13 protein-coding genes are annotated in these 13,657 nt (G+C 60.6%); 11 read left to right on the top strand and 2 right to left on the bottom strand.

Annotation, left to right across the window (positions count from 1 at the left end):
• The first annotated feature begins 93 nt into the window (after positions 1-93).
• Positions 94-837, top strand: a complete 744-nt coding sequence (locus JJQ51_RS17450; RefSeq protein WP_269244989.1) for a TerC family protein — start codon at positions 94-96, stop codon at positions 835-837.
• Between the two features lie 45 nt (positions 838-882).
• Here JJQ51_RS17450 and JJQ51_RS17445 read toward each other — a convergent pair whose 3' ends face one another.
• Positions 883-1,293, bottom strand: coding sequence for a hypothetical protein (locus JJQ51_RS17445; RefSeq protein ID WP_113395321.1), 411 nt, complete (start codon positions 1,291-1,293; stop codon positions 883-885).
• 360 nt (positions 1,294-1,653) lie between these two features.
• Between JJQ51_RS17445 and gltX the strand changes: the two genes are divergently transcribed.
• Genes gltX through JJQ51_RS17430 form a run of 3 tightly spaced genes read left to right on the top strand, consistent with a single transcriptional unit; the run spans position 1,654 to position 4,943 of the window.
• Positions 1,654-3,111, top strand: a complete 1,458-nt coding sequence (gene gltX, locus JJQ51_RS17440) for a glutamate--tRNA ligase (protein WP_269244988.1) — start codon at positions 1,654-1,656, stop codon at positions 3,109-3,111.
• A 16-nt stretch (positions 3,112-3,127) separates the two neighbouring features.
• Positions 3,128-4,624, top strand: a complete 1,497-nt coding sequence (gene lysS / locus JJQ51_RS17435) for a lysine--tRNA ligase (RefSeq protein WP_269244987.1) — start codon at positions 3,128-3,130, stop codon at positions 4,622-4,624.
• 52 nt (positions 4,625-4,676) lie between these two features.
• Positions 4,677-4,943: a hypothetical protein gene (locus JJQ51_RS17430; RefSeq protein ID WP_269244986.1), complete on the top strand. Its 267-nt coding sequence runs from the start codon at positions 4,677-4,679 to the stop codon at positions 4,941-4,943.
• A gap of 42 nt (positions 4,944-4,985) precedes the next feature.
• On the opposite strand, the gene JJQ51_RS17425 is transcribed toward JJQ51_RS17430, so the two are convergent.
• Entirely contained in the window at positions 4,986-5,822 is an 837-nt protein-coding gene (locus JJQ51_RS17425; protein WP_145315959.1) for a hypothetical protein, read from the bottom strand.
• Positions 5,823-6,017: 195 nt separating this feature from the next.
• On the opposite strand from JJQ51_RS17425, the gene JJQ51_RS17420 reads away from it, so the two are divergent.
• The 7 genes from JJQ51_RS17420 (at position 6,018) to JJQ51_RS17390 (ending at position 13,322) form a co-directional block, all read left to right on the top strand.
• Positions 6,018-6,926 (top strand): LysR family transcriptional regulator, encoded by a 909-nt coding sequence (locus tag JJQ51_RS17420; RefSeq protein ID WP_113230838.1) that lies wholly within the window; start codon positions 6,018-6,020, stop codon positions 6,924-6,926.
• 67 nt (positions 6,927-6,993) lie between these two features.
• Positions 6,994-7,650, top strand: a complete 657-nt coding sequence (locus tag JJQ51_RS17415) for an exonuclease (protein WP_269244985.1) — start codon at positions 6,994-6,996, stop codon at positions 7,648-7,650.
• Between the two features lie 105 nt (positions 7,651-7,755).
• Complete coding sequence (locus JJQ51_RS17410) at positions 7,756-8,916, top strand: ABC transporter substrate-binding protein (RefSeq protein ID WP_269244984.1); 1,161 nt, start codon at positions 7,756-7,758, stop codon at positions 8,914-8,916.
• Positions 8,917-9,118: 202 nt separating this feature from the next.
• Complete coding sequence (locus JJQ51_RS17405; RefSeq protein WP_269244983.1) at positions 9,119-10,105, top strand: ABC transporter ATP-binding protein; 987 nt, start codon at positions 9,119-9,121, stop codon at positions 10,103-10,105.
• Positions 10,102-11,076: an ABC transporter permease gene (locus JJQ51_RS17400; protein WP_269244982.1), complete on the top strand. Its 975-nt coding sequence runs from the start codon at positions 10,102-10,104 to the stop codon at positions 11,074-11,076. Before JJQ51_RS17405 ends, JJQ51_RS17400 begins: the two co-directional genes overlap by 4 nt.
• A complete protein-coding gene (locus JJQ51_RS17395) occupies positions 11,066-11,881 on the top strand; it encodes an ABC transporter permease (RefSeq protein WP_113230843.1) in 816 nt (271 codons plus the stop codon). The genes JJQ51_RS17400 and JJQ51_RS17395 overlap by 11 nt, the downstream gene beginning before the upstream one ends.
• Positions 11,882-11,894: 13 nt before the next feature.
• Complete coding sequence (locus JJQ51_RS17390; protein ID WP_113330573.1) at positions 11,895-13,322, top strand: gamma-aminobutyraldehyde dehydrogenase; 1,428 nt, start codon at positions 11,895-11,897, stop codon at positions 13,320-13,322.
• Positions 13,323-13,657: the final 335 nt, after the last annotated feature.

Genomic DNA, 13,657 nt, shown 5'->3' with positions numbered 1-13,657 from the left:
TGTACGGACGGTTGTGCTCCTTACATTACGGCCATTCTGGAGCGGCCGTGCTGGGGGTCAGCATCGGCGAATGCTGATCAAAGGGGACATTCAATGGATATCATGGGGCTGATACAGGACCCGGGAGCGTGGGTGGCGCTCGTCACGCTTGTCGTCATGGAGGTGGTCCTCGGCATCGACAACCTGATCTTCATATCGATCCTCACCAACAAGCTGCCGCCGGAGCATCGTGACAGAGCCCGCAAGATCGGCATCGGCCTCGCCCTTATCATGCGCCTCGCGCTGCTCGGAACCGTCGCCTGGATCGTCCAGCTGACCCAGCCCGTCTTCGAAATCTTCGGCCAGGGCTTCTCCTGGAAGGACATGATCCTCATCGGCGGCGGCCTCTTCCTCGTCTGGAAAGCGACGAAGGAGATCCATCACAACGTCGACCCTCAGGAACAGGGCGAGGATTTCATCGCCAAATCGACGACCACGACCTTCGCCTCGGCGATCGGCCAGATCCTGCTGCTCGACCTGGTCTTCTCGATCGACAGCATCATCACCGCCGTCGGCATGACGCCGCACCTGCCGATCATGTTCGTCGCCGTTATCGCCGCAGTCACGGTCATGCTGGTCGCAGCCAACCCGCTCGCCAATTTCATCGAGAAGAACCCGAGCATCGTCATGCTGGCGCTCGCCTTCCTGCTGATGATTGGCACGACGCTGATCGCCGAAGGCATGGGCGTGCATGTTCCCAAGGGCTACATCTACGCCGCCATGGCCTTCTCCGCCCTGGTCGAAGTGCTCAACATGATGGCGCGCAACCGCCGCAAGAAGGCATCCGGCGGCCATTGACCGAGAAAGCCGCACCAATAACGAGGTGCGGCTTCATCACATCGGTCAATCCTGAACATGGATGTCGACCCACTGGCCGACATCGCCATGTCCGTAAATATCGACCTTGATCCAGACATTGCCGCGCACGATGAGGTTTCCGGCATCGTTTGCGATATTGCCATTGGCCAGCATGGCTTCCAAATTCTGACGATTGGAAGCCTGCGAGAAGAAACTGTCGCCCTGGTCGCCACGGTCGCGGCGGCGATAGGCGTGATAGTTGGCGCGGTCCTGGCGGATGATCTGCCAGGGCAGCGTCAGGCGTTCGCCTTTGGAATTGTAAAGATCGTCATTGCCGATATAGGCGCGGTAGGACTCGATCAGTCGGGCGGAACTGTCCCGTGTGATGGTCGATTGGGCCGCGGCTGCGTCGACCATCGAGACAGCCAATAGCAAGCACAAAATCAGTTTCTTCATGGTATCCCCGGAATGAACGATTGAAAACCTATTTTGCCACTGCCGCGAAAATTGCAAATCAAATTCGGCAAGCGTAAGGCTTTTCTTCTGAAACACTTACGAAGAGTAAAGACGCTTGGCGAAATTGGAAGGCCGGCCCTTTTCGATGCAGCACAGCGTCCTCGGTGCCTCTGCCTGCTCTTACGGCGCAGTTTCCCTTGACGTCATCCTTTGAATATGGCCTAAGGCCAGCCATACGGAAAACGCTGATAGAAGCGGCAAGACGCCCTTTTCCGGCCGGTTTCCTGATCCAGATAGACATTTTCGGCTGGACGGCGCTTGTCCCAAGCGCGGCCCGGCCTTTTATGACGGGCAAACAAAATGACCACTTCAGGCGTTCGCGTCCGCATCGCACCCTCCCCCACCGGCGAGCCGCATGTCGGTACCGCCTATATCGCGCTGTTCAACTATCTCTTCGCCAAGAAACACGGCGGCGAGTTCATCCTGCGCATCGAGGATACCGACGCAACCCGCTCCACCCCGGAATTCGAGACCAAGGTGCTCGACGCTCTGAAATGGTGCGGCCTGAAATGGTCCGAAGGTCCCGATATCGGCGGCCCCTACGGCCCCTATCGCCAGAGCGACCGCAAGGACCTCTACAAGCCCTATGTCGAGCAGATCGTCACAAACGGCCATGGCTTCCGCTGCTTCTGCACGCCGGAGCGCCTGGAAAAGATGCGCGAGGCGCAGCGCGCCGCCGGCATGCCGCCGAAATATGACGGCCACTGTCTGAACCTCTCGGCCGAGGAAGTGACCTCACGCGTCGCTGCCGGCGAGCCGCATGTCGTGCGCATGAAGATCCCGACCGAAGGCTCCTGCAAGTTCCATGACGGCGTCTACGGCGACGTGGAAATCCCGTGGGATGCCGTCGACATGCAGGTTCTCCTGAAGGCCGATGGCATGCCGACCTATCACATGGCCAACGTGGTCGACGACCATCTGATGAAGATCACCCATGTCGCGCGCGGCGAGGAATGGCTCGCCTCGGTGCCGAAGCACATTCTGATCTATCAGTATCTCGGCTGGGAGCCGCCGGTGTTCATGCACCTGTCGCTGATGCGCAATGCCGACAAGTCGAAACTGTCGAAGCGCAAGAACCCGACGTCGATCTCCTATTATACGGCTCTCGGCTACATTCCCGAGGCGCTGATGAACTTCCTCGGTCTGTTCTTCATCCAGATCGCCGAAGGTGAAGAACTCTTGAGCATGGATGAGCTTGCCGCAAAGTTCGATCCGGAAAACCTCTCCAAGGCCGGGGCCATCTTCGACATCCAGAAGCTCGATTGGCTGAACGGCCGCTGGATCCGCGAGAAGCTCTCGGAAGAAGAGTTCCAGCACCGCGTCCTGACCTGGGCAATGGAAAACGACCGCCTGAAGGAGGGTCTGAAGCTCTCGCAGTCCCGCATCACCAAGCTCGGCGAGCTGCCCGACCTCACAGGCTTCCTGTTCAAGTCCGATCTCAACCTCGATCCTTCGGCCTTCGCCAAGATCAAGTCGACGCCGGAAGAACTGCTTGAGATCCTCAACACGGTGCAGCCGGACCTTGAAAAGATCCTCGAATGGAACGTCGAGACGATCGAAGCCGAGCTGCGCGCCATTGCCGACCGCATGGGCAAGAAGCTGAAGGTCATCGTTGCCCCGCTTTTCGTCGCCGTATCGGGCTCCTCGCGCTCCCTGCCGCTTTTCGATAGCATGGCGATCCTCGGCCGCTCCGTCGTGCGCCAGCGGCTGAAACTGGCCGCGCAGACCGTTGCGACCCTCGTCGGCCCGAAGAATTGAACCGGACTTTAAAACCATGAACGACAAGACCGAAGCATCCGCCCTCTCCTCCGACGCAACGGAAGTTCGCCGCCAGAAGCTGAAGCTGCTGCGCGAACAGATCGGCGACGTCTATCCGGCACATTTCCACCGCACGATGACCAATGCCGAGCTGGCCGCGAAATACGAAGGCCTGGAGCCGGATACGGAAACCGGCGATGTCGTCACCGTTGCCGGCCGCGTCTATTCCTCGCGCAACTCCGGCATGTTCATGGATATCCATGATGCGTCCGGCAAGATCCAGATCTTCAGCCACAAAGACGTGACTTCGGAAGAGGCACGCTCGCTGCTGCCGATGATCGATCTCGGCGACATCATCGGCGTCACCGGTGTCGTACGCCGCACCAAGCGCGGCGAACTGACGATCAACGCCCAGCAGATCACCATGCTGACGAAGACGCTGCTGCCGATGCCCGAGAAGTGGCACGGCCTGTCCGATATCGAGCTGCGCTACCGCAAGCGCCATCTCGACATCATGACCAACGAGGAATCGAAGCTCCGCTTCCAGCAGCGCAGCCGCATCGTTTCCGGCATCCGCCGCTTCATGGAGAATGACGGCTTCATGGAAGTCGAAACGCCGATGCTGCATTCGGTTTATGGCGGCGCCACCGCCGAGCCGTTCAAGACGCATCACAACACGCTGAAGCTCGACATGTACCTGCGCATCGCGCCGGAACTGTTCCTGAAGCGCACGCTGGTTTCGGGCCTCACCGACAAGGTCTTCGAGATCAACCGCAACTTCCGCAACGAAGGCGTCTCCACCCGACACAATCCCGAATTCACGATGATGGAGTGCTATTGGGCCTATGCCGACTACGAGGACATCATGGATCTCGTCGAGCGGCTGTTCTCGACGCTCGCCATGTCGATCCACGGCAGCACCGAATTCGCTTTCGGCGACAAGCAGATCTCCTTCAAGGGCCCATTCCGCCGCGTGCCGATGCCTGACGCCGTCAAGGAAGCGACCGGCATCGACTTCCTCGCGATCAAGACCGACGAGGAAGCCCGCGCCGCGTCCAAGGCCGCCGGCTTTTCCGTCGAGAAAGATGCGACCTGGGGCGAATGCCTTGCCTTCATCTTCGAAGAGAAGGTCGAGGGTACGCTGATCCAGCCGGCGCACGTTACGCATTTCCCGAAGGACATATCGCCCTTCGCCAAGGAAGTGCCGGGCGAGCCGCGCCTTGTCGAACGTTTCGAGACCTATTGCAACGCCTGGGAACTTGGCAACGCTTTCTCGGAGCTCAACGATCCGGAAGAGCAGCGCGCCCGCATGGTCGAGCAGCTCGAGCAGGCGCATGCGCGCGGCGAAAAGCAGAAGGAACTCGACGAAGAATTCCTCGACGCGATCGATCAGGGCATGCCGCCCGCAGGCGGTCTCGGCATCGGTGTGGACCGCCTCATCATGCTTTTGACCAACTCACCGTCGATCCGCGACATCATCCTTTTCCCGGCCCGCCGCAACAAGGCCGATTGAGGCCGGTTCCGTCCCTCGAACATCAAAGGTGCGTATCATGACGGATAAAGAGATGTCAGCCGCAGATGATAGCGAGCATCAGCGGCTGGCCGATCTTGCAGAGCTCGGCGACATCGATCTCTCGCAATATGCACCGGGAACGTTCGGTTGCCACGAGGCGATGCACACAGCGTCGATCATGCTCGACATGACCGACGACCAGCTGCTGCAGCACCCCGCCATTCTGGCGAATCCGGACTTCTACCGTCTTGCCGGCGAAGTCCACGAGGCGCTCTTCGCGCTCTACCAGGCTATCGGCGAGAAACATCTGGCGGAATGAAGCATCAGCCTTTCCGCCCGATAGCGCAAATCCGTTTTTTGATCAGTTGGTGACGGGCGAGCGGCGGTCGGCGGCGCCCGTCATGGTCGGGTCCAATCCCGGTGACGGGCTTTTTTCCTTCGCCCCGGCATCGGCGCCGATGAAATCACCATTCGCATCATAGCCCGGCTGCACATTGCCGGTCGATTTCGGTTCCGGCAGCTGCGGTTTGGCATCGTGGCTCTCCGCTTGATTTGCGGCCGCTTTCTCTTCCGCGGCAATCGCCGCCTTCATCTTGTCCTTCTTGGCGTCGCCGCCATTGTCTGCCGCCAGCGCGTTGTCGCAGTCCGTCAGATTCTTCAACCCCGCGATCGCCGCATCGATATCCTGCGGCAGCATAGTAATCTGCTCACCATAAAACAGGCCGGCATTGCTCGCACCGCCATCATAATAGCGTGCCGTCAGCGGTGCCTCGGAGCTGCCATCGACAAGCTTGTCTGGATGCGGCACGTAAACGACATCGGCCCCCAGCGCCCGGCCACGCAAGTCAGACCGCAATGTCGGCCCATTTCTGTCGAGAACCACAACCTGAACGAGATCCGGTTTCTGTTCCTGATAGACAGCCTTGGCAACCCGGAGCGCAGTCCTGACACGCGTCAGCCCATCGGTCGGCTCCGTGCGGATATATTTGCGAACCCAGAAACGGTTATCCTTGCGGATCGTGACAAGATTGACGTCGGTGCACTGAAGCCCGTTAGGAGATGCGGAGGCAAGGCCGAGCAGCCTGTCCTTGCCGACATAAAGCGCCAATACGCCGGAGCAGCCTATGAGAAAGGCCACTCCGCCGATCATGACGACAAACTTCCGGGGTATCCGGAAAATGTGCAGTAAGGCGCTCACGCCAACTGCTCCAGCATAGACCACTCCAAGCCGACAAAAATGATCAACCCTCACGTTAGGGAATTGGCGTTTCGGAATACTTAAAACTGAGGTGAAACTTGTGCTGTCCTCGACATCGTTACCAAAAAAGGTCCAAACTTTCACACCTATGACGGGCGCTTGCCTTCCGTGCCGCGAACATGCTCTAACCTTGGCATGGCCTTCACCTTGAGACAGCTGCAATACTTCGTCGCCGTTGCGGAACAGGGCTCCGTGACGCGTGCCGCGCAGAACCTGTCCATCTCGCAATCCTCAGTCACCGAAGCCCTCAAGGAACTGGAAAGCGATCTCGGCGTGGAGCTGTTCGAGCGCCATCCGCGTGGCCTGTCGATCACCCACAACGGCCACCAGTTCCTGCGCCACGCAACGAAGATCCTGGCGACGGTCTCCGACGCCCGTACTAGCTTTTCCGGCAAGCAGAACGAGGCCGGAGGCACGCTGAATATCGGCGTGACATCGCTTGTCGCCGGCTATGTTCTGTCAGATCTTCTGGCGCGCTATCGCCGCGCCTGCCCCGGGGTCGAAGTCAGTGCCATCGAGGACAATGGCGGTTATCTGGAACATCTTCTGGTTGGTGGCGAGCTTGACGTCGCCGTCATGGTCATTTCCAATCTGCGCGATCGCATGGCTCTGCAGGCCGAGATTCTGGAGACCTCGCCCTACCGCCTCTGGCTGCCGATGGGCCACCCCCTCGTCTCGGCCGATATCATCAGTGTTGCGGACATCACCCGCGAGCCACTGATCATGCTGACCATCGACGAAATCGAGGAAAACACCGGCAAGCTTTTGACCGCGCTCGGCGCCCGCCCGCATGTCGCGTTCCGCACCCGCTCTGTCGAGGCCGTGCGCAGCCTGGTTGCCACCGGCGCCGGTGTCGCACTGCTGCCGGATCTCGTCTATCGTCCATGGTCGCTGGAAGGCGATCGCATCGAAAGCCGCGACGTCTCCGGTTCGCTGCCTGTAGTGCAGGTCGGCATGGTCTGGCGCAAGGGCTCCAGCCTGCCGCAAGCGGCCCGCGATTTCGTCGGCGTCGCAGAAAGCATGCGCTCGGGCCGGCAGCGGTAGCACGCAGTATTCTTGCGACCCGACTGAGGGGAATACAATCGAAGATTGCCGCAAATGAGGGTCAGGTATGAAGACCGCAATCATATTCGACTGTGAGTTTCTTTGCCTCGAAGGGTCGCAACGCCGGTCCTGGTGTGCGGCGCATGATCCCGATCCGGTCGTCGCGCAAGTCGGAGCCGTCAAGCTCAGCCTCGAAGGCGATTTCGCGATCCTGGAGAGCTACAAGGCCTATGTTCGCCCGGTCGATCGATTTGGCAAACGATATGCGCTCGATCCGTTCTTCACCGCATTGACGGGTGTAACCGAAGAGCACATAGAGGCGGAAGGAATGGCCCAGCAGGACGCCATTGCCGGCCTGGATCGTTTCTCGGATGGTGCCCGTCTCTGGTCCTGGGGCAAGGACGAGCTGAACATGATGGCTATCAGCTGCTATGTCGCCGGTATCCGGCCTTCAATCCCGGCGCATCGTTTCGACAATGCCGTCAAGCTGCTGCTTGCGGCGGGAATGCCGGTCGAAGATCTGGCGAAGACGCCAAGCAACGAGCTTTCCCACTACTATGGCGTGCAGCATCCGCCGCTTAAGGGCCATGACGCGCTCGATCATGCCCTTTCCATTTCCTACACGCTGCAGCACCTCATGCGGGCCGGAAAGCTGCGGCCGGAGGTTTTCGATCTCTCAGCCACGCACAGTTATGAATCGGAAATTCCGATATCACCTTTCTGATAAATGAATTTGCGAATGCGGCGAAATCGCGTCACCTTTTCTTCCGGGAACAGGAAGCCAGCCACTGGCTCCACGCCATCAAGGCTCAAAAACCGGGAGAGTCCGATGAAGCATCTGCTGAAATCATGCACGACCGCACTCGCATCCTTAAGTTTCGCCACACAGGTCATTGCCGCCGAGCCGTTGAAGACGCTCGGCAAGGGTGAAGGTGCGGTCAGCATCGTCGCCTGGGCTGGCTATATCGAGCGCGGCGAAAGCGACAAGAATTACGATTGGGTCACCGGCTTCGAAAAGGAAACCGGCTGCAAGGTCAGCGTCAAGACCGCGGCGACATCGGACGAAATGGTGGCGCTGATGAACGAAGGCGGCTTCGATCTCGTGACCGCATCCGGTGACGCGTCGCTGCGCCTTGTTGCCGGCAAGCGCGTCCAGCCGATCAATACTGATCTGATCCCGAGCTGGAAGAACCTCGACGACCGCCTGAAGAATGCCCCTTGGCACACGGTCAACGGCGTCCATTACGGCGTGCCCTATCTCTGGGGCCCGAATGTGCTGATGTATAATACCGACGCCTTCAAGGGCCAGGCGCCAAAGAGCTGGAACGTCGTCTTCGAAGAAACGACGCTGCCTGATGGTAAGTCGAACAAGGGTCGCGTGCAGGCCTATGACGGGCCGATCTATATTGCCGATGCCGCCCTTTATCTCATGGCCCACAAGCCTGAACTCGGCATCAAGGACCCCTACGAGCTCAACGAAGATCAGTACAAGGCGGCCCTCGAGCTGCTGCGCGGCCAGCGCAAGCTCGTCAGCCGCTACTGGCACGACGCGATGATCCAGACGGACGACTTCAAGAACGAAGGTGTCGTCGCCTCCGGCTCCTGGCCGTTTCAGGTGAACCTGCTGCAGGCCGACAAGCAAAAGATCGCCTCCACATTCCCGGATGAGGGAACGACGGGCTGGGCCGATACCACCATGCTGCATGCCGACAGTGAGCATCCGAACTGCGCCTATATGTGGCTGGAACATTCGCTGCAGGCCAAGGTTCAGGGCGATGCCGCCGCATGGTTCGGCGCCGTGCCCTCGGTTCCGGCAGCTTGCAAGGGCAACGAACTCCTGACCGACAGCGGCTGCGCCACCAACGGCTATGATCACTTCGACAAGATCAAGTTCTGGAAGACGCCCGTCGCGAAATGCAGCACGCAGGGCGAATGCGTGCCCTATCACCGCTGGGTCTCCGACTATATCGGCGTGATCGGCGGGCGGTGATCTTCACGGGAAACATACCTTCTCCCCTCGGGGAGAAGGTGGCCCGAAGGGTCGGATGAGGGAGTGGCCCGGCATACGAAGGATTGCCTTTCGCTTGCCGCTCAATGCCCTCGTCGCTGCGCTCCTCGCCCCCTCATCCGCCCTGACGGGCACCTTCTCCCCGTTGGGGAGAAGGAAAAACAACCCTTCCCTGGAGAAGCCAATGAACGCCGTTCGTTTCCAGCAGGTGTCGCGCCATTTCGGCCAGGTCCGCGCTGTGGACCGCGTCGATCTGGAGATTGCGCCCGGCGAATTCTTCGCCATGCTCGGCCCTTCCGGCTCCGGCAAGACCACCTGCCTCAGATTGATTGCCGGCTTCGAACAGCCGACGGGCGGCCATATCGAAATCTTCGGCGAAACTGCTGAAGGCGTTCCACCCTATAGGCGCAACGTCAATACGGTCTTCCAGGACTATGCCCTCTTTCCGCATCTCAACATCCTCGACAATGTCGCCTATGGGCTGATGGTCAAGGGTGTCGGCAAAGCCGAGCGGCTGCGGGCTGCCGAACAGGCGCTGGAACTGGTAAAGTTGCCGGGCTATGGCGCCCGCCGTCCGGGCCAGCTCTCCGGCGGCCAGCGGCAGCGTGTGGCGCTCGCCCGCGCTCTCGTCAACAAACCGAAGGTACTGCTGCTCGACGAACCGCTTGGCGCGCTCGATCTGAAGCTGCGCGAGCAGATGCAGGAGGAGTTGAAGAGCCTGCAACGGGCGCTCGGCATCACCTTCGTCTTCGTCACCCACGATCAGGGCGAGGCCCTGTCCATGGCCGATCGCGTCGCCGTCTTCAACGACGGCCGCATCGTCCAGCAGGGCACGCCGCACGATATCTATCAGCGGCCGAAGACCCGCTTCGTCGCGGATTTCGTCGGCTCCTCCAACGTCATCGCCCCGGAAACCATGTCATCGCTCGGCGGCGAGCGACGCTGGGCAAGCCTGCGCCCCGAAGCCATCCGGTTGACTGAGGAGAGCGGCGTGGCGGCGACCGTGAAAGCGACGAGCTTTCTCGGTGCCGCTACCCGCCTCTCGGTCGAGACGAATGGCGCCCGCCTGCATGTGACCGTGCCGGCCGGCCAGTCGGCTCCTGATACCGGGGCATCCGTTCGCCTCGCCTGGCTGCCGGCGGATGTGCATTATATGGACGACGCCGCATGAACGCCGCCGCCTTCCCCGCCTCGTCGAGCCAGGCACCGGCCTCGATCCTGCCGCGCCGCGGCGGCATCTTTGGCCGTCTATCGGATCTCTTCTGGCGGCGTCCGAAGCTGCTGCTGTTCCTGATGCTGACGCCGCCGCTGCTCTGGCTCGGCATCATTTATATCGGCTCGCTGATCGCGCTGCTGCTGCAGAGCTTCTTCTCGATCGACGATTTCTCGGGAATGGTGAATTACGAATTTACCCTCTCGACCTATGCGCAGCTGCTGAATACGGCCAACTTCGACATCATCGTCCGCACGGTCGTCATGGCCGCTCTCGTCACCATCGCCTCGGCCTTCGTCGCCTTCCCCATCGCCTATTATGCGGCCCGCTATGCGCAGGGAAAATGGAAGGCGCTGTTCTATCTCGGCGTCATGCTGCCGCTCTGGTCGAGCTATCTGGTGAAAGTTTATGCCTGGAAGCTGATCCTCGCCAAGGAAGGCATTCTCACCTGGATCTTCGATAGGCTGCATCTCGGCTGGCTGCTCGACGGCGTGCTTGCCTTGCCCGTCATCGGCGGCAACTCGCTCTCGGTCAGCTATATCGGTACCTTCCTCGTCTTCGTCTATATCTGGCTGCCCTACATGATCCTGCCGACGCAGGCAGCACTTGAGCGCGTGCCGGCCAATCTGCTGGAAGCCTCATCCGATCTTGGCGCAACGCCGAACCAGACCTTCCGCACCGTGCTGCTGCCGCTCGCTTTGCCCGGCGTCGTCGCCGGCTCCATCTTTACCTTCTCGCTGACCCTGGGTGATTACATCATCCCGCAGATCATCGGCTCCTCGCGCCTCTTCATCGGCCAGGCCGTCTATACGCAGCAGGGAACCGCCGGCAACGTGCCGTTGGCCGCCGCCTTCTCGGTCGTGCCGATCGTCATCATGGCCATCTATCTCTGGATCGCCAAAAAGCAGGGAGCTTTCGATGCGCTCTGATCGTGGCCAACGCGCCTCCTTCCCCCTGAAGATCGCAGCCGCGGGCGGTCTGCTCTTCCTGCATCTGCCGATCCTTCTGATCTTCGTCTATGCCTTCACGACGGAGGAGAAGAGCTATCAATGGCCGCCGCCGGGGCTGACGTTGCAATGGTTCGGTATCGCGTGGAACAGGCCGGATGTCTGGTCGGCGCTGGCACTCTCGGTGCAAGTCGCGACCATCGCAACCGCGATCGCATTGATCCTCGGCACGCTCTGTGCCGCGGCCGTCAGCCAGACGAAGTTCTTCGGCCGCGAGGCGATCTCGCTCTTGGTCATCCTGCCGATCGCGCTGCCCGGCATCATCACCGGCATTGCGCTGCGCTCCGCCTTCAGCCTGTTCGATATCCCCTTCTCGGTCTGGACGATCGTTCTCGGCCATGCCACCTTCTGCGTTGTCGTTGTTTATAACAACGCCGTCGCCCGCTTCCGCCGCACCTCCGGCTCGCTGATCGAGGCCTCAATGGATCTTGGCGCCGATGGCTTCCAGACCTTCCGCCATGTCGTCCTGCCGAATATTGGCACGGCGCTGCTGGCCGGCGGCATGCTCGCCTTCGCGCTGTCCTTCGATGAAGTCATTGTCACCACCTTCACCGGCGGCCAGCAGATGACCCTGCCGATCTGGATGCTGGAGGAACTCATCCGCCCGCGCCAGCGACCGGTGACCAACGTCGTCGCCATGGTCGTCGTGCTTGTCACCTTCCTGCCGATCCTGGCAGCCTACTATCTTACCCGCGACGGCGACCAGATCGCCGGCGGCGGCAAATGAAAGGGAGAGAATAATGGATACCCAAATGCTGATCGGCTCCCGCTTCGAAGCCGGCACGGAGACGGAAGAACGCGTCCTCAACCCGAAGACAGGCGAGACGGTGCTCAACTTGCCGGAGGCCTCGCTCGGGCAGATCGACGCCGCCGTCGATGCTGCAGAAAAGGCCTTCACGAGCTGGTCGCAGACGACGCCGAGCCAGCGTTCGGCCTATCTCCTCAAGATCGCCGACGCCATAGAGCGCGATGCCGAAGGTTTTGCGGCGCTGGAAGCGCTGAACTGCGGCAAGCCGATCAATGCCGTGCTCAATGACGAAATCCCGGCGATCGTCGACTGCTATCGCTTCTTTGCCGGCGCGGTGCGTAACCTGCACGGCCCGGTCGCCGGCGAATACCTGCCCGGCCACACCTCGATGATCCGCCGCGATCCGATCGGCATCGTCGGCTCCATCGCGCCCTGGAACTATCCGCTGATGATGATGGCCTGGAAGCTGGCTCCCGCCATTGCCGGCGGCAACACCGTCGTCTTCAAACCCTCCGAACAGACGCCGCTGACGGCGCTGAAGATGGCGAAGCTGCTGGCGGATGTGCTGCCGGAAGGAGTCGTCAACGTCATCCTCGGCCGCGGCGAGAGCGTCGGCAATGCGCTGATCAACCATCCGAAGATCAGCATGGTCTCCATCACCGGCGATGTTGCCACCGGCAAGAAGGTCTTGCAGGCCGCGGCCAAGACGGTCAAGCGCACGCATCTCGAACTTGGCGGCAAGGCCCCCGTTATCGTCTTCGACGATGCCGATATCGACGCCGTGGTCGCCGGCATCCGCACCTTCGGCTATTACAATGCCGGCCAGGATTGCACCGCCGCCTGCCGCATTTATGCCGACGCCAAGGTCTACGACAATTTCGTCGCCGACCTGACCTCGGCCGTGTCAAGCATCAAGTTCAACCTTGCCGACGACACGGAGAACGAAATCGGCCCGCTGATCTCCAAGCGCCAGCGCGACCGCGTCGAAAGCTTCGTCACCCGCGCCGCCGAACATAAGCACATGGAAATCACTACCGGCGGCAAGATTTCCGGCGAGCACGGCTTCTTCTACGCCCCGACCGTCGTTGCCGGCGCCACGCAGGACGACGAGATCGTCCGCCGCGAAGTCTTCGGCCCTGTGGTCTCCGTAACCCGCTTTACCAATGCCGACGACGCCGTCACCTGGGCCAACGACAGCGACTACGGCCTGGCTTCCTCGGTCTGGACGAAGGACATTAGTCGCGGCATGCAGACCGCTGCCCGCCTGCAGTATGGCTGCACCTGGATCAATACCCATTTCATGCTGGTCAACGAAATGCCGCATGGCGGCCTGAAGCAATCCGGCTACGGCAAGGATATGTCAGTCTACGCTATCGAAGATTATACCGCCGTGCGGCATGTGATGATCAATCATGGGTGAGAAGGGGTTCGCGACGTGAACGGCATTCTCCATTTTGCCGCCCGGCTGTACCCCCCTCTGTCACTTCGTGACATCTCCCCCACAAGGGGGGAGATTGTTGGGGCACATCGCCAGCTCCTCAAAATGAGGCACCATCGTTCAGCGGATACGAGGTCTATTATTTTACGGTGACGGTGCCGTAGGTTACCAATCTCCCCCCTTGTGGGCAGGGTATCGCATATGAGCGGAGATCGCCGCTGTCCCCCTTCTCCCCAGCGGGGAGAAGGTGCCGCCAGGCGGATGAGGGGGTGCCCGCCAAGACCACAAAAATCCATGAATTCAAATCGATAACCCCC

This window comes from Rhizobium sp. AG207R (assembly GCF_027109195.1).
In the GTDB taxonomy this organism is placed as follows: Bacteria; Pseudomonadota; Alphaproteobacteria; order Rhizobiales; family Rhizobiaceae; genus Rhizobium; species Rhizobium dioscoreae.
Note: the sequence above shows the minus strand (reverse complement) of the source record. Positions and strands in the feature narration are given on the sequence as shown.

What these genes read in the sequence shown, in the direction of transcription:
- JJQ51_RS17450 (WP_269244989.1), top strand. Translation starts at nt 94, where the DNA reads ATGGATATCATGGGGCTGATACAGGACCCGGGAGCGTGGGTGGCGCTC.
- JJQ51_RS17445 (WP_113395321.1), bottom strand. Translation starts at nt 1,293, where the DNA reads ATGAAGAAACTGATTTTGTGCTTGCTATTGGCTGTCTCGATGGTCGAC.
- gltX (WP_269244988.1), top strand. Translation starts at nt 1,654, where the DNA reads ATGACCACTTCAGGCGTTCGCGTCCGCATCGCACCCTCCCCCACCGGC.
- lysS (WP_269244987.1), top strand. Translation starts at nt 3,128, where the DNA reads ATGAACGACAAGACCGAAGCATCCGCCCTCTCCTCCGACGCAACGGAA.
- JJQ51_RS17430 (WP_269244986.1), top strand. Translation starts at nt 4,677, where the DNA reads ATGTCAGCCGCAGATGATAGCGAGCATCAGCGGCTGGCCGATCTTGCA.
- JJQ51_RS17420 (WP_113230838.1), top strand. Translation starts at nt 6,018, where the DNA reads ATGGCCTTCACCTTGAGACAGCTGCAATACTTCGTCGCCGTTGCGGAA.
- JJQ51_RS17415 (WP_269244985.1), top strand. Translation starts at nt 6,994, where the DNA reads ATGAAGACCGCAATCATATTCGACTGTGAGTTTCTTTGCCTCGAAGGG.
- JJQ51_RS17410 (WP_269244984.1), top strand. Translation starts at nt 7,756, where the DNA reads ATGAAGCATCTGCTGAAATCATGCACGACCGCACTCGCATCCTTAAGT.
- JJQ51_RS17405 (WP_269244983.1), top strand. Translation starts at nt 9,119, where the DNA reads ATGAACGCCGTTCGTTTCCAGCAGGTGTCGCGCCATTTCGGCCAGGTC.
- JJQ51_RS17400 (WP_269244982.1), top strand. Translation starts at nt 10,102, where the DNA reads ATGAACGCCGCCGCCTTCCCCGCCTCGTCGAGCCAGGCACCGGCCTCG.
- JJQ51_RS17395 (WP_113230843.1), top strand. Translation starts at nt 11,066, where the DNA reads ATGCGCTCTGATCGTGGCCAACGCGCCTCCTTCCCCCTGAAGATCGCA.
- JJQ51_RS17390 (WP_113330573.1), top strand. Translation starts at nt 11,895, where the DNA reads ATGGATACCCAAATGCTGATCGGCTCCCGCTTCGAAGCCGGCACGGAG.